Consider the following 19,795-nt stretch of genomic DNA (forward strand, 5'->3'; position numbering starts at 1 on the left):
AGTCAGAGGTTCGCACGCAGGCGGGGCGATCCCCTAAGGTTTTCCCAAGCCCCTCTCGATAGCTTCGCTAGGAAACAACCGGTAGTTCCTTGACGAGGACGGCTAGCCGAGATGTATCCAGTGAGAGAAGTAGGGCGACGCGGCTTTCTATCATTGGCCGTCGGCGTAGGGGCAGGCGCAGCACTATATGTCGGAAACAACACCGCCCTAGCGAACGTTCCGGCTAACTCCCTGGACGCGATAGGCGGCACCGAAGTTCCACTGTCCATAGTCGGAACTGAGCCTTCTGCGGTTTTGCGCCGGTACGTAAACGTTTTCAAGAGCAGCCCAAATCCAAACGCCGTGTTCTTCCGAAACCGGGCCGGAGTCCTGAAGCTCGCCGCCGCCTGCCGGGGCCTTTCCGGACAGGTTCAAGTCATCGATGCAGCCACCGGGCAACTTGAGCTGTCCGCAACGCCGTTCCCAGGATCCGGAGGCGGCGCGGGCCGGGTAGTCTACGAGCCATCCACCGACGCCGTTCTTGCTTTTGGTGCTTCGGCGACAGCCAAGAGCGTGAGCCTTTCAGGGCGCGTTACTGACGCTTACAGCGCCGCGCCAGGGACAACCAATGTTGCTTTTGCCAGGGCGGTCGATTCGAAAGGCAGGATTTGGACCGGCAACTATCCGACGGGCAACGCCACCCGTTTCGACCCGACCACGGGCGGGACCGTCCATACGCCACGAGTGCATGCAGGCGCACAGTATGTACGAAGCCTAGCCATCGACGCCAACGGCAATGTTTATGCGGGGACGGGCGCGCTGAACCCTCGTATCGTGACCTGGCACACGGACCGTCCCGCCGAATTACGGGAAATCGCGCTGCCCGGTGCGGCGGCGGAAGGGTTTGTCTACAACATTGCAGCCCATTCCGGAATGCTCTTCGTGTACTACCAAGGCGCCCTCGGCAAGGAATTGTTCAGGGTATACGACCTGGCAGCCGCGGCCTGGAAGTCGCCACCGTGGACCTGGATCCCCATGATGCGCACCTCAGCGGCGTTGCCGGCCGGTGGTCACGTCTATGCAGTGCGGTACACAGCCGGAACCCACGAACTCATGAAAATAGACCCCAGCACCATGGCGGCCGAGAGCGTTTGCACCGTTCCCGGCGCGCCGAGCGCTTTGAGTGTGGAAAGTTCGAACGGACTCCCGATCGTGAACATCCTCTGTGCCTCGGGTCAGCAGCAAATTTACGCCAAGGTCTCAGTCGCAGGGAAAAATGTCATCCAAGCCGTGAAATCTGCCTTTTCTGACACGCCCCTCAAAGTTCAGGCCCTCGCAGCGTCACTATCCGGGACCACCATGTATTTCGGGGGTTCCCTGGGCGACGGAATCGGATCAGTGGACCTAGTCTCACGGGAACTTTGGCGTTCTGCCGCCGATACTGGCATCGCCCAAATCGAAGGTATGTTCCAGTACGACGACACAACCGTTTATGTTGGGTCGTACGGAGCCGGGCGACTTTTTAGGCTTAATCCCCAGACCAAGAGCGTCACCAAACTCATCGAACTCCGCGAGAAATATTCGCAGTCCCGTCCCTTTGCCTGGGCACGTGCCGCCGACAGAGTGGTCGCGGGCACCGTTGCCGAGTACGGACTAAACACGGGCGCACTGGCAATAATCAACCCCCTGAACGATGCAGATATCACAGTGGTCAACTGTCCCATTCCAGGCCAATCCGTCCTTGGCCTTGCCGGCGACGGCGACACTGTTTTCGGAACTACCGGGATCAAGGGCGGCTACGGATCCGTGGATGACACTAAGCCGGCGCACGTCTTTGCCTGGAACGTCCGGGAAAACCGCCTCGTCTGGAAGCGTGCGCTGACCGGCGAGGTCGAGATAAACAGCCCACTCCTTGTTCGGGGCCTCTTGTATGTGAGTACCAATAACGGCGTCATCAGCCTGGACAGGGCCAGTGGAAACCTGGTGTCCACATACAGGTTGTTCAACCGGACTGCGGTAGCGGGATACAGGACCAGCAGTATCGCCTACCTCCCCCAAGCGAATTCGATTGTGCATCTCTGCGGGGGGACGGCGACTGCTTTGGATACCGAAACTCGGACCAGGAAAGAAATCATTCGGGGGCAGTACACGGATATGGTGGTCACGAGTCGGAACCGGCTGTACTTCGCCGAGAACGGCACAAATGTCGTTGAGATCGACGCGGCGCAGGCGCCCACTATCCGGTCATCCGCCGATCTCGTCAGCGTTGGACCCGATGGCTGGCTGTATGTGGCTCGCTCGCTGGGCGAGGGCAAATTTGCCTTACCGATCCGTGCTGCTTCCGCGTTTGGCACCGATATCCGCTCCTGCCACGTGGCCGACTGGAACCGGGACGGCACGCTGGACGTCCTGGCCACCCGCGCGGACGGCAGGCTTCAACTCTTTAAGGGCCTCCGCGGAGGCGGTTTTGCTGCCCCGGTGACTCTGGGTGCCAGTGGCTGGCATAACAGGAGGATTGCGGTCGGCGTGTGGGGATCCCAACTGACAGTAGTGTCTGCGGACAGAATCAGCGGCCATTTGCTTTCCTGGCCCAGTCTGGCGTCTGGCGGACTGGGCGAGCCGGCGTTAATCGGCTCGGGCTGGAGCAACAAACCAATGGTGATGCTGGTGCCGTCCCGGACGACGGCATCCGCGTTGATAGTGAACGAAAGCGGCTCTCTGTACCGCTATGCGAGAACCGCCAGCGGACAGATTTCTAAGTCGCCGGTTCGCCTTAGTACAGGCGGCTACACCGGCATGACGGCCTTTTCTCCGGTCGTCGGCCACAAAACCGATCACAACGGAATCGTCGGAATCGATGCTGCAGGCTCAGTTGCTTACAGCGACGTGGCGGGCAGCGCCGTGGGAAAGCCCATCGCGTACGCGTTCGTGATGAAGAGCCACAAATTTGCGAGCAGCTGGTGAGTCACCATTAATAGCACCGCGACTACAACAGGGCTGCCGCGTCGCGGACCTTGATCATGGTGCGCAGATTGCGGGTGGTGGTTGAGGCCTTGTACTTCTGCTTTGAGGACAGCCTGCTGAACGGACTGTCCAAGGTGCCGCCGGCGGGTGCCGGCCACGCCAAGGCCTCCGGACCCAGCGAGGTGACCTGCGCTCCGTCCAGGGCCTTGCCTGCCTCATACAGCTCAGCCAGCACGCCGGCGTCCGAGCCGAGCGTGAGGTAGGTGTGGGTGGAGGCATCGTGCGCGGGGTATGGACACGCGGCGACCAGTTCGCCCACCCGGTCCGCCGCCAAAACGACCACCCAGGCGTCGTAGCCGAAGGCCTCCCGGAGGCAGGCCTCGAATTCCTGCTTGACCCGCCCGGCATCCAGTTCGCTGGCGAGCACCACATTGCCGCTGGCCAGCAGCGTCTTCACTCCGGAAAACGGCCGCGATGTGAGGGCCTCCTTGAGCTCGGCCATCCTGATGGTGATGCCGCCAACATTGATCCCGCGCAGGAACACCGCATAGCTGTTCATCCGCCCAGCCTAGCTTTCCGGTGCGCACGCGGGAGCGGATGAGCCGGCGGCGGAGTCAGTCGCTGGTCTTGCGCAGCGCCTCGGTGAGGACACGTGCCGCGTTGCAGACCACCTCGGCATGCAGCCGGCCGGGCTGGCGGGTCAGGCGTTCGATGGGGCCGGAGATGGACACCGCGGCGATCACCCGGCCGGACGGGCCGCGCACCGGGGCCGACACGGAGGCGACGCCCGGCTCGCGTTCGCCCAGGCTCTGGCCCCAGCCGCGGCGCCGGACGCCGGCAAGTACGGTGGGGGTGAAGCGGGCAGCCTGAAGGCCTTCCAGGAGACGGTCATGGTCCTCCCAGGCGAGCAGCACCTGGGCGGCGGAGCCGGCCTTCATGGACAGCTGGGTGCCCACGGGGATGGTGTCGCGGAGGCCGATGGGGCGTTCTGCGGAGGCGACGCAGACACGCCAGTCGCCCTGGCGGCGGAAAATCTGGGCGCTTTCGCCGGTGGCGTCGCGCAGTTGGACCAGGACGGGGCCGGCCGAGGCGATCAGGCGGTCCTCGCCGGCGGCGGAGGCCAGCTCCACGAGGCGGCTGCCGAGCACAAAGCGGCCCTGGATGTCGCGGCTGACCAGCCGGTGATGGACCAGCGCCAGCGCCAGCCGGTGTACGGTGGGCCGTGCCAGTCCCGTGGCTGCAACAAGCTGCGCCAGGGTGGTGGGGCCCGCCTCAAGTGCGTCAAGCACATGGGCCGCTTTATCGATGACACCGACACCACTAGAATTGTCCATGTAATGATATTGCCGTCTCATTATCTGAGATGCAAGTCACCGCGCTGGCGCATTCCACGGGAGTGCTGATTCAGTGGAGATAATCAGCCGGCATGAACGAACACCGCAGTGAAGGGAGCAGGCCGTGGCAAAGACACTGGCCGAGAAAGTCTGGGACGCGCACGTGGTGCGCAAGGGCGACGGCGAAGGGGCCAATGCCCAACCCGACCTCCTCTTTATCGACCTTCACCTGGTGCACGAGGTTACGTCCCCGCAGGCCTTTGAGGGCCTCCGGCTGGCCGGGCGCCCTCTGCGCCGGCCGGACCTCACCATCGCCACCGAGGACCACAACACTCCCACGCTGGATATCGACAAGCCAATCGCGGACCTGACCAGCCGGACCCAGATCCAGACCCTGCGCAACAACTGCCGGGAGTTCGGCGTCCGGCTGCACTCCCTCGGTGACGCCGAACAGGGGATCGTGCACGTCGTCGGCCCGCAGCTTGGCCTCACCCAGCCCGGCATGACCGTGGTCTGCGGCGACTCGCACACCTCCACGCACGGGGCCTTCGGCGCCCTGGCGATGGGCATCGGCACCTCCGAGGTGGAACATGTTATGGCCACCCAGACGCTGTCCCTGAAGCCGTTCAGGACCATGGCCATCAATGTCGAAGGCACCCTGCGCCCCGGCGTATCGGCCAAGGACATTATCCTGGCCGTCATCGCCAAGATCGGCACCGGCGGAGGCCAGGGCTACGTGCTGGAATACCGCGGCTCCGCGATCCGGGCGCTCTCCATGGAAGCCCGGATGACCATCTGCAACATGTCCATCGAAGCCGGCGCCCGCGCCGGACTGGTCGCCCCGGACCAGACCACGTACGCCTACATGGACGGCCGCCCGCATGCGCCGCAGGGCGCCGAGTGGAACGCCGCCGTCGAGTACTGGAACACCCTGCGCACCGACGACGACGCCACGTTCGACGTCGAGGTGGACCTCGACGCCGGCACCCTGGAACCGTTCGTGACCTGGGGGACCAACCCCGGCCAGGGCGTGTCCCTCTCCTCGAAGGTGCCCTCGCCCGAGGACTTCGGCGACGAAAACGCCAAGGCCGCGGCGGAACGGGCGCTGCAGTACATGGGGCTGGAAGCCGGCACCCCGATGAAGGACATCCGGGTGGACACGGTCTTCCTGGGCTCCTGCACCAACTCCCGGATGGAGGACCTCCGGGCAGCCGCGGACATCATCCGCGGCCGCACCAAGGACCCCGACATCAGGATGCTGGTGGTGCCCGGCTCCGCCCGCGTCCGCCTCGAGGCAGAGGCTGAGGGCCTGGACAAGGTCTTCACGGACTTCGGGGCCGAGTGGCGCTTTGCCGGCTGCTCCATGTGCCTGGGCATGAACCCGGACCAGCTGGAGGTGGGGGAGCGCTGCGCGTCCACCTCGAACCGCAACTTCGAGGGCCGCCAGGGCAAGGGCGGCCGCACCCACCTGGTCTCCCCGTTGGTGGCGGCAGCGACGGCGGTGCGCGGCACCCTGAGCTCGCCATCGGACCTGGATCCCGCTCCGGCGTCCGCCGCCATCCGCACCGACGCAGCCTAGTTCCCCGACAGCACCGAAGGATCCGCCATGGAAAAGTTCACCACCCACACCGGAATCGGCGTCCCGCTGCGCCAGAGCAACGTCGACACGGACCAGATCATCCCGGCCGTCTACCTCAAGCGCATCACACGCACCGGCTTCGAGGACGCCCTCTTCGCGGCATGGCGCAAGGACCCGGCGTTCATCCTGAACCAGGAACCCTTCAACGCGGGCTCCGTGCTGGTAGCCGGCCCCGACTTCGGCACCGGTTCATCCCGGGAACACGCCGTCTGGGCGCTCAAGGACTACGGCTTCAAGACCGTGCTGTCGTCGCGCTTCGCGGACATCTTCCGCGGCAACTCCGGCAAGCAGGGCGTGCTGGCCGCCGAACTGGCCCAGGACGACATCGAACTCATCTGGAAGGAGCTGGAGAACGCCCCCGGCACAGCGGTCACCGTGGACCTCGTCTCCAAGACCGTCCAGTGCGGGAACCTCGTGGCGCCCTTTGAAATCGACGACTACACCCGCTGGCGCCTGCTGGAGGGCCTGGACGACATCGGGCTGACCCTCAAGCACGAGGCCGACATCACCGCCTTCGAGGCCACCCGGCCGGCGTTTATGCCCAAGACCCTGCCCGCCAGGCTGTCCTGACGCGCCCTTGGCTCGGCCGTCGCGTCGCAAGAGGCGTGCCGCTGCTATGGTGCGGGCAGGATCCTACCAACCGGGCTGGATAGCGCCGATCCGGAAGTCCAGCCCCGTTTCACGGAGTAGACCTTCACCGTCAGGCTCCGGAAAGCAACATCCGCGGCGGTTACCTTGTAGCCGGTGCCAGTGGCGCCGGGAATCGGAATCGAGCGATCGCGCAGCCACTGATACCGGTACGTCAGGCCCGGCTGCGACCATGTTCCAGGGGTGGCCTTGAGGACCCTACCAACGGCCGGAGCACCGGTGAGCGTTGGCAAAGTCCGGTTGAGTAATGTGGTGGACGACGGGGCGACAGATGCTACCCCCAGAACCAGCTTGGTTGCTGAGGTGAATAAAGGCTTGCTTCCCGTGATCCGGACTGCGATTCGGTGGCCGCGATCCGCATCCGTGAGCTTATAGGATCCGTGAGCTTATAGGAGCCTGCCGTGGCACCGCTGATGGCCGCACCATTGCGGAGCCACCGGTATCTGAATGAGGTGCCAGCGGTCCAGGCTCCCGGAGCCACTGTCAGGACCGACCCTACCGGCCGCGTTCCTGACACGCGGGGAGCGCCGGGAGTCAGGGTGTAACCCTTGACCGGGGAGTCAGCGGTAAACGTTTCTCCGGCGTCCTGGTGGTAGTGTGCCTCGCCGTACGACTCAAGTCCGATCGTCTGGCCGATGTCGGCATCGGTCAGCTTGTACGTGGCAGTGGTGGCCCCTGCAACAGGAGTTGCGTTCCGCAACCATTGGTACGTTATGAGCGTCCACCGCAGGTCATTCGGGGGCGCCACGGCGCTCAGGGTGGATCCGACCGTCATGGTGCCGGTGATCTGGGGGAGATAGTAATAGGGGGCGTCATTTAGTTCCCAGGCCGGGCCCCACCAGCAATCCTGCTCCCCAGTGGCTGGGTCGGTGCCACCACAGAAGCGGTCCATCGGTGGTTCCTTGGCCCCCGTCGTACCGGCAGCGATGCCGGCAGCGAGAATGCAGATCAAGACCATACGGAGCGGTTTGCGCGTGAGTGAAGACGACTTCAAGATTCCCCCAAGGACGATTCATTAAGGCAGTGGCTGACTGTACCAGCGGCCCGGCCGGGGGGCGGGAACTGGGAGTGTCTCTGTTAAGGTTCATACAATGCAAAAGAACCTCATGATCTATGGAAGTTGCGTCTCCCGTGATGCCTTCCCGCTCCTGGATCCCGAATACAAGCTGCTGAGCTATGTCGCCCGGCAGTCGATGATCAGTGCGATGTCCAAGCCCACTGATCTGCTGCAGGGCGACACTCTGAGCTCGGCCTTCCAGGACCGCTCGCTCGCCGGGGACATCCGGTCGAACCTCTTGCAGCTCGTTCGACGCTTCGCGAGCGACATTGACGTTTTAGTAATTGACCTAACCGACGAGCGGCTCGGCGTCGTCCGGCTCCCGGACGGAAGTCACGTCACACGGTCGCACGAACTGGTCAGCTCCGGTCGTCTGAAGGCCGTTCAGGGCAGGACGCAGGATATCCGGATTCTGACGGAGCGGCACTGGACTTTGTGGGAAGCCGCGGCCACCCGGCTCCTAGGCGCACTGTCGCAGATGGGGCTGCAGGAAAAAACAGTCGTACTGAACACTCCGTGGGCAGAAACGACGCAAGCGGGCGACCCCGCCCCACCGTTCTGGAACTTTGATACGGCCGAAGTCAACGCCTATTTCAACGAGTCCTGCGCCCACATTCGAAGTCTTGGGTTCAAGGTGGTGGAATTGCCGGAGGATCTCCGTTACGCCGCCGTCGACCACAAGTGGGGAGCGGCGCCCTACCATTTCGGCGACTCAGGCATTGCCTGGATCGCTGATCAAATCCGGGAAACGGCGGCAGCCGCTGCCTAGGCCGCGGTGACGGGCCCGGGGGCGGCTTCAGTGCCCGCCAACTGCGTGGCCTTCGTGGTTCCGGGGAACCCCGTATTTCAGATCGGTAACGCAAGCTCCTATGCTTAGCAGGAGCCTTTGTAAGGATTTGGGGCGAGTAGTCGTGAGGAAACCGGTATATGAGTAGTGTTCTGACAATCCGCGGAGGCGTCCCGCTGACCGGCCGTGTCACCGTCCGGGGGGCCAAGAATCTTGTCCCCAAGGCCATGGTGGCTGCGCTGCTGGGCAATGAGCCGTCCGTACTGCGCAACGTCCCTGAAATCAAGGACGTCGAGGTTGTCACCAGCCTGCTCCAGCTCCACGGTGTCACGGTGGAGAAGGACCCCGTCACGGGGGATCTCACCCTCGACCCGAGCAACGCGAAGACGGCCTCCCACACGGCCATCGACGCCCACGCCGGCGACTCCCGCATCCCGATCCTGCTCTGCGGACCCTTGATCCACGCGATCGGCGAGGCCTTCATCCCCGACCTCGGCGGCTGCAAGATCGGCGACCGCCCGATCGACTACCACCTGAACGTTCTGCGCCAGTTCGGAGCCGTTGTGGAAAAACGCCCCGGCGGCATCCACATCTCCGCGCCCCACGGCCTCAAGGGCGCCAAAATCTCCCTGCCGTACCCCTCCGTCGGCGCCACCGAGCAGGTCCTGCTGAGCGCCACCCGCGCCGAAGGCATCACCGAGCTCTCCGGTGCGGCCACCGAGCCGGAGATCGTGGACCTCATCGCCGTGCTGCAGAAGATGGGCGCCATCATCAGCGTCCAGACGGACCGCACCATCCGGATCGAAGGCGTCCAGGACCTCGGCGGCTACAACCACCGCGCACTCTCGGACCGCAACGAATCCGCCTCCTGGGCCTCCGCCGCCCTCGTCACCCGCGGCGACATCTTCGTCGAAGGCGCCACCCAGCGCGACATGATGACCTTCCTCAACACCTACCGCAAGGTGGGCGGCGGCATGGACATCGGCGACGACGGCATCCGCTTCTACCACCGCGGCGGCAAGCTCAACCCGCTGGTCCTCGAAACGGACGTGCACCCCGGCTTTATGACCGACTGGCAGCAGCCGCTGATCGTAGCGCTGACCCAGGCCGAGGGCGTGTCGATCGTCCACGAGACCGTCTACGAGAACCGCTTCGGTTTCACCGAGGCCCTGATCCGGATGGGCGCCAACATCCAGGTCCACCGCGAATGCCTCGGCAGTGTGCCGTGCCGCTTCGGCCAGCGCAACTTCCTGCATTCCGCCGTGATCTCCGGGCCCACCCAGCTGACCGGTACCGACATCGACGTGCCCGACCTGCGCGGCGGCTTCAGCCACCTGATCGCCGCCCTGGCCGCCACCGGCACCTCACGGGTCACGGGAATCGACATCATCAACCGCGGCTACGAGCGTTTCACCGAAAAGCTCGCCGGCCTGGGCGCCGATTTCGACATCACCTCGGCCAAGTAGCGGGGACCGCAGTGAAGGAATCGGCCAAGAGCCACATCACCTTTGTCATCGTGGCCGGAATCGTCCGGCCCGCCATGAACCTGCTGATGAAAAAGAAATGGACCGGGCTGGAGAATCTCCCAGCCGGTGGCTTCATCGCCGCACCCAACCACTGCACCGAGATCGACCCGCTGGTGGTGGGGCACATGCTCTACAACCAGAAGCGGATGCCGCACTTCCTGGCCAAGGCCGGGCTGTTCAAGGTCCCGGTCCTCCGGGCGGTGTTGCGCAACACCAAGCAGATCCCGGTGGAACGTTCCTCGGCAGGGGCCAACCGCTCGCTGCAGATCGCGAAGGAAATAGTGGGCGAGGGCGGTGCCATCATCATTTACCCCGAGGGCACACTGACCCGCGACCCCGAACTGTGGCCGATGAAGGGCCACACCGGCGCCGCCCGGATGGCACTCGAGAGCGGCATCCCGGTGGTCCCCATGGCCCACTGGGGAGCCCACGAAGTCTTCCCCCGCTATGCCAAACGCTTCCACATCTTCCCGCGGAAAACTTCGCGCCTGGTGGTCGGCGAACCCGTGGACCTCAGTGCCTTCGCCGGACGGCCGCTGGACAAGGCCACCCTCAGCGAGGCCACGAACGTCATCATGGACGCCATCACTGAGCTTCTGGCCACCCTGCGCGGCGGACAGCCGCCCCTGGTGCGCTGGGACCCCTCGGCGCACAACCAGTCAGCCCACGGCCGCTTCACCGAGCGCGGCGCGTCCGACGGCGGTAAAGGCATCACCGCGGACGACGGCGGCACCGGAACCAGCGCGGACGACGCATGACGGCGGACATCCGCGGAACGGGCTCCGCCGCCCGGGTGGCCGTCCTCGGCGCCGGTTCCTGGGGGACCGCCTTCGCGAAGATCCTCGCCGACGCGGCCACCGCGTCCGGCGTCGAGCGTGAGATCCGGCTCTGGGGCCGCCGCCGCGAAGTCGTGCAGCAAATCAACTTAAAGCACCGCAACGAGCAGTACCTCAAAGACACGGCGCTGCCGCCGAGCATTACCGCGTCCACCGACGTCGCCGAGGTTCTTGCCGGGGCCGAGCTGGTGGTGCTTGCCGTGCCCGCGCAGACCCTGCGGCCGCAGCTGCGCGAATGGAAGGACCTGGTGGAGCCGGGCGCCTTCGTCGTCTCACTCATGAAAGGCCTCGAGCTTCACTCCGACGCGCGGATGAGTGAAGTCATCTGCGAAGAGCTGGGCATCCCGGCAGACCGCGTCGCCGTGGTCTCCGGGCCCAACCTGGCCATGGAGATCGCCCGGGAAGAGCCCACCGCGTCCGTCGTTGCCTGCACAGACCAGGCTGCGGCCGGCTGGATTGCCCGCAGCTGCACGGCCCCGTACTTCCGTCCGTACACAACGGCGGACGTCGTCGGCGTCGAAATCGGCGGGATCGTGAAGAACATCATCGCCCTGGCCGTCGGCATCTGCGAAGGCAAGCAGATGGGCGACAACACCAAGGCTTCGGTCATCACCCGCGGCCTGGCGGAGACGTCAAGGCTCTCCCTCGCCCTCGGCGGCGAAGCGCAGACGATGGCGGGTCTCGCGGGCCTCGGCGATCTCGTGGCGACGTGTTCCTCTCCGCTGTCCCGGAACCACACCGCCGGGCGGCTGCTCGGCAAGGGCCTGACGCTGGACCAGGTCACCGCGGAAATGACGCAGACGGCCGAGGGCATCAAGTCCGCGCAGGCCGTCCACGAACTTGCCGGTAAACTCGGCGTCGAGATGCCCATCACGGCGGCCGTCGTCGCCGTGCTGGCCGGAAAATTGTCCGTAGACCAACTGGGGCCGCTCCTGCTGTCCCGGAACCTGAAACCCGAAGGCGACTATTGAGCGTGGCGGAAGAAAACGTGACCACAGCAGGCCGGACCGGCCAGTCCCGGCCCCGCGTGGCGGTGCTTTTCGGCGGCCGCTCCAGCGAACACGCCGTCAGTTGCGTGACGGCGGCCGGAGTCCTGGGCGCCATCGACCAGACCAAGTACGAGGTCATCCCGATCGGAATCGCCAAAACAGGGCAGTGGGTGCTGGCCACCGGCGACACCCACGACTGGTCGCTCTCGGCATCGTCGCTGCCCGAGGTGGCGTCCTCGGCACAGACCGTGGCGCTGGCCGAGATCGGCGGCGAACACCAGCTGATCGTGGCCTCCCCGAACGCGGTCCCGCAGGAACTGGGTGCCGTGGACGTGGTCTTCCCGCTGCTGCATGGCCCGTTCGGCGAAGACGGCACCATCCAGGGCTTCCTGGAGCTCTCCGACACCCGTTACGTCGGCGCCGGCGTGCTGGCGTCCGCGGTCGGCATGGACAAGCACTTTATGAAGGTGGTGTTTGAGTCCGCCGGGCTGCGGGTGGGGCCGTACATCGCCGTGACGGACCGGCAGTGGCTCAACGATCCCGAGACCGTCCGCAAGCGCGTGGACCAGCTCGGCTTCCCGGTGTTCGTCAAGCCGGCCCGGGCGGGTTCCTCCATGGGCATCTCCAAGGTGGATTCGCTCGAGGGCCTGGATGCGGCGATCGAGGCGGCCCGTGAACATGATCCGAAGCTGGTCATCGAGGCCGGCATCACGGGCCGTGAGATCGAATGCGCCGTGCTGGAGGGCCGGGGGACCGACGCCCCGCGGACGTCCATGCCGGGGGAGATTTCCGTGGCCGGCGGCGGCCACGAGTTCTATGACTTCAACGCCAAATACGTGGACGACGCCGCGGACCTCAGCTGCCCGGCCGACCTCCCCGAAGAGGCGATCGCCCGGGTCCGCGAGCTGGCCGCCGTCGCGTTCGACGCCGTCGGCGCGGAGGGGCTGAGCCGGGTTGACTTCTTCTACACACCCGAGGGCGAGCTGATCATCAACGAGATCAACACGATGCCCGGGTTCACGCCGAAGAGCATGTACCCGCAGATGTGGAAGGCCTCCGGCCTGGGCTACGCGGAGCTGATCGACGAACTGATCCTCCTGGCGCTGCACCGCAAGACGGGCCTGCGCTAGGGGTTACTGGCTCGGCGGCAGGTTCTGCAGGTCCGCCTGGCCCACGCAGTTCCGTGTCGGCTTGATCTTCGCGGCGGAGGCGGCGAGATCGGCCAGCACAGTGGCCGAGCTGATCTTGTCCGGGTCCATCAGGATCTCGGTGGCAGGTTCACGCCCGAACGTGGTCAGCGTCCAGACCGGGTCGCCCTCCTTGATGACCCAGTCGACGCCGTTTACGCTGACGCACCGGTCCGTCGTCGGGCCCGGGACGTTCACACCGCAGCGCAGCACCACGAGGGACGGATCGCCCCACGCCGCGGTGGCCTGGCTGTTGGTCTTGCGCAGTTTGGCCTCGCCGATCGCGTCCGGCAGGGCAACCATCATCGGGGCACAGGCGGCGTCCGCGGAATTCTTGGCCGGCGCGACGTCGACCACCGGTGCGCAGGCGCTCAACGCGAGCCCCGCTGCGGCCGCGGCAGCCAGAAGCCGGAGCGGACGTGCGGGGGCCGGGAAACGGAACTGGTGCATTCTTCAAGCCTATCCCTGCCGAAGGGCCGCACCGGCCAGGACAGCTGCCCGTCCGCAAGTGCCAGTGACCGCCCTGATCCGGACCGTCCAGTAGACTTGGAAGACGTGTGCGACTCCGGGGCGCCGCCGACAATTACTTGAGTTATGGCCGGAACAGCGCACCTTTGATTCAATTTCGCACCTGGGGGAGGGCCTTTCGATGACGTCGCGAAGCCGAAAATTAAGTTCAGCACGCGTTGGATTGGGCACAGCGCTGCTCGCACTTTGTATCAGCACAGCAGTCCCGGCGGCTTATGCTGACGACCCCGTTCTTCCGGACCCACTAACAGTCACTCTGACTCCAACGCCTCCCCCTCCTGCTCCCGTTGAGCCGACCCCTAGCGACCCGACGCCGGATGATCCGCCGCCCCTTGAGCCCGCGCCCGAACAGCCCGTTGAGCCCACATCGCCGCCGGCGGACACGACGCCTCCTGTCGTGACATCCCCACCGGCCATGGAGCTCCCCGCGGGGCCTCTTCCGGAGGCGGTCATAGAAGCTCCCAGTGCTGAGGTTGTTGCGCCGCCAATATTTAGGCAGCCAGTTCAGCCACCTGCGGCGGAGCCGGGCACCGAAGAATTGGCTCCAGCCGGTGCCGCGACAACGGCTTCGCCGTCCCCGACACCGGACCCCGTGCGATCCACGGCGCCTGCCGAGGTTGCCCCCGCGGCCTCTCCTCCCGCTATTGTCACTGCAGAAATCCAAGCCGCCGTGGCCACTGTGACAGGAAGCCCGCTGCCGGTGCAGGTTGTTACCGTGCTGATCCTGCTGGGACTCGCGCTCGCGTACTTCAGGTTTCTTGGCGGGAAGAGCCGCGGCCTGGCCGCCAAGGCAGGAAAGTAATTGGTCGTGGTTCAAGAAGAAGTCGTTGGCGGGGCTATGGCCGGCCAACCGGGGCCCGATGGTCTGCTACGTGCAGTCACTCAATGATCCAATTCCTGAAGAATGTGCGGCTCGCCGCGCACACGGCACGGCAGCACCTTACGGACGATCCGATAGTGCTGTTCCTCCAGTTGTCCCGACGTTTGCCAGCATCCGTTGTCCAGCCGCTGGCACGTCTTGTGTGTGCAACAGCCCGCGAGAGCTCTACGGGCATACCGGTGCTGCTGGCGTCGATCACGAGGGGTGACGACCGGGACGTGACTCGCCGCCTCCAGCTCGCCGCAGATCGAAATGTCACGGGCCAGCTGGCACGGAGGCTTGCTGACATCGCGCTCGCCGCGAATCTGCCGGAGCTTTCGGACGTCTTGCTGGCAGGTGCACGGCATTCCCGCGGGCTTGAGGCTGCCCAGGCACGGAGGCAGTGGCATGACGGAGCCTTAAGTCGCGCGGTGGCCGTTCTCGAAGGTTCCGGTCGGCTCGGACGGCGCCAGCAGGTGCGGCTGGCCGGTGAACTGGCAGTACTACAAGGGGCTGCGCCCTCGCTGGTCCGGCGCGAATACACCCCGGTTCCCGGCAGGGTCCTCCATTTGCTGACAAATTCCCTGCCCCACACGGCCAGTGGCTACGCCCAGCGTTCCCACTCCATCATGCTGGCCCAGCAACAGGAGGGGTGGGATGTCCTCGCGGTCACCCGCCTCGGCTATCCCGTGCAGGTAGGAAAGCTGCGCGCCGGCCTCAGCGACGTTGTGGACGGCGTGCGCTATCGCCGGCTCCTCCCAGCTCGTCTGGCGGCGACGTTGGACGCCCGTCTCCAGCAACAGGCTGAGGAACTGCTGAGCGTAGCTTTGGAGTTCAGGCCGAGCGTGCTCCACACCACCACACACTTCGTCAACGGCATGGTGGTCCGGGCCGTGGCGGAGTCACTTGACATTCCGTGGGTGTACGAAGTCCGTGGTCAGCTTGCTGATACTTGGGCCGCCACCCGTGGTCCGGCCGCCCGAGACAGCGAAAAATACCGACTGTTCCAGCAGCGCGAGGCTGAGGTCATGGCCGCGGCGGACCTCGTGGTGACACTGGGGGAGGCTATGAAGGCAAACATTGTTGCCTCCGGCATTCCAGGCGAGAGAATCATCATCACGCCAAATGCCATTGGCGCGGAATTCCTGGACGAACCGCTGGACGCGTGCACGGCAAGACGAGAGCTGGGCCTTCCCGAACACGGAACATACATCGGCACGGTCAGCAGCCTTGTGCCCTATGAGGGCATCGATGACCTGATCGCAGCCTTCGAGCTGTTGGCCCCAAAGAATCCGGACCTTCGTCTGCTGATCGTCGGTGACGGCTTATCACTGCCGTCCCTGAAGCAGCTGGCCCGGCGAAGCGCATGCGCTCACCGCATCATCTTCGCCGGACGCGTTCCGCGGGATCGGGCCCGACTATTCCATCAGGCTTTGGATGTCTTTGTGGTCCCACGCAAGGATCTGGATGTCACCCGCTCGGTAACTCCACTCAAACCGGTAGAAGCGTTGGCCTGCGCACGGCCGGTAGTTGCCAGCCGACTGGAGGCCCTGCAAGAGATTGTGACGGACGGCACGAACGGCCTGATGGTGACGGCGGAGGACCCCCGGGACTTGGCCGCTAAACTGGAACCACTCCTCGACTCCGAGGAGTTAAGGGCCCTCTTGGGACAGACGGGGAGACAAGGCGTGCTGGAAAGCCGCACATGGGAAGCGAACGCGCTAACCCTGGCCGGCGCCTATGAGCATTTAATGGAGGCTCGAATTTGAGCACTGATACTTCGGCAGTCCCGCAGGGGCCGACGCCAACGGCGGTCGCCACTTCAGTCAACCTGCGCGACCTACGCCGGGTCGGTGCCAGGCCGCCTTTCCTCGACTATCTCGTGTCGCTCTGGGACTACCGGCACTTTATCTACTACGACGCACAGTCCCGGGTACAGACAGGCAACGAACAAGACCGGCTAGGCCGGGCCTGGCTGGTACTCGGTCCGCTGCTAAACGGCTTGATGTTTTATCTCATCATGGGCGTGCTGCTGAATTCGGGCGGAGGCATTGAAAATTTCGTTGCTTTCCTCATCATCGGCGTCTTTCTGTTCCAGATGTCCACCCGCGCCATCACATCATCATCCCGCGTCATCACAGCAAACAAGAACGTCATCCATGCGTTCCAATTCCCACGCGCGAGCTTGGTCGTGGCGGCAAACGTCCGCGAGTTTCTGTCTAACATTCCGGTTTTGATCACGATGCTTATCCTGGTCATCGTTTTGCCACCCGCCGAAGAGATTTCCTGGCGCTGGCTACTGCTGATTCCGGTTGTTATGCTGCAGTTTGTCTTCAATCTCGGCTTGGGCCTCATCCTCGCCAGGGTGGTCTCTGTCTTCAACGATGCCAGTCAGCTGATCTCATATGCAATGCGGCTATGGATGTATACGTCCTGCATGTTCTTCTCCATCGACAGGTTCGACTCCATGCCGGCCATCAAGACACTGATGGAATACAACCCCTTGTACAACGTTCTCCACCTGGCGCGGGAGTGCCTCCTGTACGGGGGCATCGGCTCTTGGCAGGCCTGGACCATACTTGCCCTCTGGGCTCTTGCCGCCTTGGCTGTGGGAGCGGTCTTCTTCTGGAAGGGAGAGGAAACCTATGGGCGAGAACTCTGACCTGAACTTCATCCAGGGCACGCCGGCGGTCGTCATCGACAAGGTCAGTATGACTTACTGGACAAAGAGCCGCAGCCGGGACGCGTCGTCGTCGTCCTCGATGCGGTGGCCGGGGCTAAAGAACATGGCGAATCGAACCAAAACAGTAGAGGTGTCGGCGCTCAAGGAACTGTCCTTAGTTGTCGAGCACGGTGAATCCGTGGGAATTATCGGCAGGAATGGTTCCGGCAAGAGCACGTTGTTGAAACTCGTTGGTGGACAAGTCCCCCCGACGTCAGGCGCAGTGTATGCCACATCAACACCGGTGATGCTCGGAGTCAACGCGGCATTGTTGCCGGGCCTGTCGGGTGACCAAAACATCGTCCTCGGTTGCCTGGCCATGGGGATGACGCACCAGCAAATCGATGGAAAATATGACGAGATTGTGGAGCTGTCCGGGCTGGGGGAGGCGGTTCACATGCCGATGAAGTCATATTCGGCCGGCATGGGTTCGAGACTCCGGTTCGCAATCGCGGCCAGTATCGATCCCGAAATCCTCATCATTGACGAGGCGTTGAACACGGGCGACGCACAATTCAAAGACAGAACCCGTAAGCGGATGTTGGAACTCCTCGGCCAGGCAGGAACGGTCTTCCTGGTCAGCCACAGCATGCCGACGATCTCCGAGCTCTGCAATAGGGCCATTTGGATTGACCAAGGGGAGTTGGTCTCGGACGGCGCGCCGGCCGAAGTCATCAAGTGGTACCGCATGTTTACCCAAAAGCTTGCGGCCGGAGACCGCTTCGGGGCCATGAAGCTTCGGCGGCGCATGATCCACGACCTGGAAGTTGCCGACGTCACAGACCGCAACTCTGCGCGGCGGTCAAAGGCATGAGAGCGGACATCCCAACGCTGAGGAGACTCCTTTGGCATTTCAGGTCTGGTGGGACGCAGCAGGTCCGTACCTGGCTGGCACGAGAAGCATTTGAGGCAGGCCACCGGAAGCTCGACACAGTCCGGGGTGCGGAGGGTGTCTGGGTCGGTCGCGGAAAGCACAAGCGCCTTACCTTCCGGCCATCGACCGTGCCAGCCTCCCGCGCCGGCGCCGGGTCTGCTGCCCGCGCTGCCGTAATCCTTGACGACTTTTCAGCGTTGGCGTTCGGCACTGAATGGACCTGTATACCTTTGTCGCCCCGTTCGTGGTTGGAACAGTTGTCGGAAAATCCGGTTGATCTTCTGTTCGTGGAATCTGCCTGGAATGGTAACAACGGGCAGTGGAGCGGGAAAATTGTCGGTCCGAGTCATTCTGGTGCTTCAGCATTGGCCCAACTCACGTCCTGGTGCCGTGAACAGGGAATTCCGACGGTCTTCTGGAATAAGGAGGATCCGCCCCACTACGGCGACTTCCTGGCCGCCGCCAAGCTGTTCGACCACGTGTTCACCAGTGATGCCAACCGGCTCGAAGCCTATGTGAAGGATTTGGGGCACGATCTCGTGGACGTGCTGCCCTTCGCTGCCCAACCAGTTATCCATAACCCGGTCCGCCCGAAACACGGCTGGCATGACAGGGACGTTGCCTTTGGCGGGATGTATTTCGTCGAGAAATATCCCGAACGCCGAGAGCAGTTGGACCTCCTGCTCACGGCAGCCGAAGCCGCTTCAGAGGTCATGGGTACGGGCCTCGAGATCTTTTCCCGGCAAATGGGCGGCGAGCCGAAATACCAGTTCCCGCCACCCTTCGCTGACAGGGTCGTCGGTTCCCTTGGCTACCCGGAAATGCTGACCGCCTACAAGGCCTACAAGACATTTCTTAACGTAAATTCTGTAGTGGATTCCCCCACCATGTGCTCGCGGCGAATTTTCGAGATCATCGCCAGCGGGTCCAACGTCGTGACCACACCAAGCGCCGCAATCGGCGCGCACTTTGGCCCGGATGAGGTCTTTACCGTTGCCACCGAGACGGAGGCGGAGCAACTCCTCCGCGCGCTGCATCGGAACCCCGAGCTGGGCGAGCGCCAACTGCACCGGGGTCAGCGGAGGATCTGGCGGGAACACACGTACCGGGCGCGAAGCAACCAAATACTGGCCGCCGTCGCCCCGGAACTGCCCCTCAAATCGCGGCGCCCGACGTTGTCCGTACTGGTGTCGACAATTCGGCCCTGGCAGCTTGAACACGTTTTCCAGACTGTCGGAAGCCAGCGCGACGTCGACCCAGAGTTGGTACTCCTGACACATGGCTTCACAGCAGACGGCGAAACGATCCGTCACCTTAAGGAAAAATACGTTGTTCGAGACGTGACTTTGCTGACAGCGGAGGCGCACGTTTCCCTGGGGGAGTGCCTGAACCTGTGCGTCTCAGCGGCAGACGGACAGGTCCTGACCAAGATGGACGACGACGACTTCTATGCCGCAGATTACCTGAGTGATCAGCTTCACGCGTTGGAGTATTCCGCCGCAGACGTGGTGGGCAAACAGGCGCACTACATGCACCTGGTGGACCGGAACGCAACGCTGCTTCGCTTCGCCGAGTGGGAGCACCGGTATACTCGGACGGTCATGGGACCCACAATCATGGGAGCCGCCGGCGTATTCCGGGGCAACCCGTTTGCCGCAGTGGGCAACGGAGAAGATACACGCTTCCTTCGTGACGTCGTTGCCGGCGGCGGTGTGATCTACGCGTCAGACAGGTTCAACTACTGCCAACAGCGGGCCTCCGAGGGACACACCTGGAAAGTCAGCGAGAGCGAACTATTGGCCAGCGGAACATTGAAATTTTTTGGAAATTACAGGGACCAAGTCTCTGTCTGAGTGGGGGTTCTCC

General features: G+C 64.0%; 17 protein-coding genes. 13 read left to right on the top strand and 4 right to left on the bottom strand.

Annotation, left to right across the window (positions count from 1 at the left end; genetic code table 11):
* Positions 1–342: 342 nt before the first annotated feature.
* On the top strand, positions 343–2,943 hold the full coding sequence (locus ACZYZE_RS06920) for an FG-GAP-like repeat-containing protein (RefSeq protein WP_463907016.1): 2,601 nt from the start codon (positions 343–345) through the stop codon (positions 2,941–2,943).
* 22 nt (positions 2,944–2,965) lie between these two features.
* On the opposite strand, the gene ACZYZE_RS06925 is transcribed toward ACZYZE_RS06920, so the two are convergent.
* Positions 2,966–3,502, bottom strand: a complete 537-nt coding sequence (locus ACZYZE_RS06925; protein WP_463907019.1) for a DUF1697 domain-containing protein — start codon at positions 3,500–3,502, stop codon at positions 2,966–2,968.
* Positions 3,503–3,557: 55 nt separating this feature from the next.
* The gene (locus ACZYZE_RS06930) at positions 3,558–4,277 is read right to left on the bottom strand and encodes an IclR family transcriptional regulator (RefSeq protein ID WP_463907021.1); all 720 of its coding nucleotides are present in this window, start codon (positions 4,275–4,277) and stop codon (positions 3,558–3,560) included.
* Between the two features lie 124 nt (positions 4,278–4,401).
* On the opposite strand from ACZYZE_RS06930, the gene leuC reads away from it, so the two are divergent.
* A complete protein-coding gene (gene leuC / locus ACZYZE_RS06935; RefSeq protein WP_463907024.1) occupies positions 4,402–5,856 on the top strand; it encodes a 3-isopropylmalate dehydratase large subunit in 1,455 nt (484 codons plus the stop codon).
* 27 nt (positions 5,857–5,883) lie between these two features.
* Entirely contained in the window at positions 5,884–6,486 is a 603-nt protein-coding gene (gene leuD, locus ACZYZE_RS06940) for a 3-isopropylmalate dehydratase small subunit (RefSeq protein ID WP_463907026.1), read from the top strand.
* A 352-nt stretch (positions 6,487–6,838) separates the two neighbouring features.
* Here the strand turns inward: leuD and ACZYZE_RS06945 are convergent, their stop codons facing one another.
* A complete protein-coding gene (locus ACZYZE_RS06945; protein ID WP_463907028.1) occupies positions 6,839–7,522 on the bottom strand; it encodes a hypothetical protein in 684 nt (227 codons plus the stop codon).
* 133 nt (positions 7,523–7,655) lie between these two features.
* Between ACZYZE_RS06945 and ACZYZE_RS06950 the strand changes: the two genes are divergently transcribed.
* The 5 genes from ACZYZE_RS06950 (at position 7,656) to ACZYZE_RS06970 (ending at position 12,889) form a co-directional block, all read left to right on the top strand.
* Positions 7,656–8,390: a DUF6270 domain-containing protein gene (locus tag ACZYZE_RS06950; protein ID WP_463907031.1), complete on the top strand. Its 735-nt coding sequence runs from the start codon at positions 7,656–7,658 to the stop codon at positions 8,388–8,390.
* A 158-nt stretch (positions 8,391–8,548) separates the two neighbouring features.
* Positions 8,549–9,874 (top strand): UDP-N-acetylglucosamine 1-carboxyvinyltransferase, encoded by a 1,326-nt coding sequence (gene murA, locus ACZYZE_RS06955; RefSeq protein WP_459317552.1) that lies wholly within the window; start codon positions 8,549–8,551, stop codon positions 9,872–9,874.
* Positions 9,875–9,885: 11 nt separating this feature from the next.
* Positions 9,886–10,692 (top strand): lysophospholipid acyltransferase family protein, encoded by an 807-nt coding sequence (locus ACZYZE_RS06960; RefSeq protein ID WP_459317553.1) that lies wholly within the window; start codon positions 9,886–9,888, stop codon positions 10,690–10,692.
* Positions 10,689–11,741, top strand: coding sequence for an NAD(P)H-dependent glycerol-3-phosphate dehydrogenase (locus ACZYZE_RS06965; protein WP_463907034.1), 1,053 nt, complete (start codon positions 10,689–10,691; stop codon positions 11,739–11,741). The genes ACZYZE_RS06960 and ACZYZE_RS06965 overlap by 4 nt, the downstream gene beginning before the upstream one ends.
* Positions 11,742–11,743: 2 nt before the next feature.
* Positions 11,744–12,889, top strand: coding sequence for a D-alanine--D-alanine ligase family protein (locus ACZYZE_RS06970; protein ID WP_463907037.1), 1,146 nt, complete (start codon positions 11,744–11,746; stop codon positions 12,887–12,889).
* A gap of 3 nt (positions 12,890–12,892) precedes the next feature.
* On the opposite strand, the gene ACZYZE_RS06975 is transcribed toward ACZYZE_RS06970, so the two are convergent.
* Positions 12,893–13,396: a DUF3515 domain-containing protein gene (locus ACZYZE_RS06975; RefSeq protein WP_463907038.1), complete on the bottom strand. Its 504-nt coding sequence runs from the start codon at positions 13,394–13,396 to the stop codon at positions 12,893–12,895.
* Positions 13,397–14,144: 748 nt separating this feature from the next.
* Here ACZYZE_RS06975 and ACZYZE_RS06980 point away from each other — a divergent pair.
* The 5 genes from ACZYZE_RS06980 to ACZYZE_RS07000 all read left to right on the top strand — a co-directional run bounded on the left by ACZYZE_RS06980 (position 14,145) and on the right by ACZYZE_RS07000 (position 19,782).
* On the top strand, positions 14,145–14,276 hold the full coding sequence (locus ACZYZE_RS06980; RefSeq protein WP_463907040.1) for a hypothetical protein: 132 nt from the start codon (positions 14,145–14,147) through the stop codon (positions 14,274–14,276).
* A gap of 83 nt (positions 14,277–14,359) precedes the next feature.
* Positions 14,360–16,102: a glycosyltransferase family 4 protein gene (locus tag ACZYZE_RS06985; RefSeq protein WP_463907042.1), complete on the top strand. Its 1,743-nt coding sequence runs from the start codon at positions 14,360–14,362 to the stop codon at positions 16,100–16,102.
* A complete protein-coding gene (locus ACZYZE_RS06990) occupies positions 16,099–16,995 on the top strand; it encodes an ABC transporter permease (protein WP_463907044.1) in 897 nt (298 codons plus the stop codon). The genes ACZYZE_RS06985 and ACZYZE_RS06990 overlap by 4 nt, the downstream gene beginning before the upstream one ends.
* Before the next feature lie 124 nt (positions 16,996–17,119).
* Positions 17,120–17,869, top strand: a complete 750-nt coding sequence (locus ACZYZE_RS06995; protein WP_463907163.1) for an ABC transporter ATP-binding protein — start codon at positions 17,120–17,122, stop codon at positions 17,867–17,869.
* 257 nt (positions 17,870–18,126) lie between these two features.
* A complete protein-coding gene (locus ACZYZE_RS07000; protein ID WP_463907046.1) occupies positions 18,127–19,782 on the top strand; it encodes a CgeB family protein in 1,656 nt (551 codons plus the stop codon).
* Positions 19,783–19,795: the final 13 nt, after the last annotated feature.

It is taken from the genome of Pseudarthrobacter woesei (assembly GCF_055412745.1).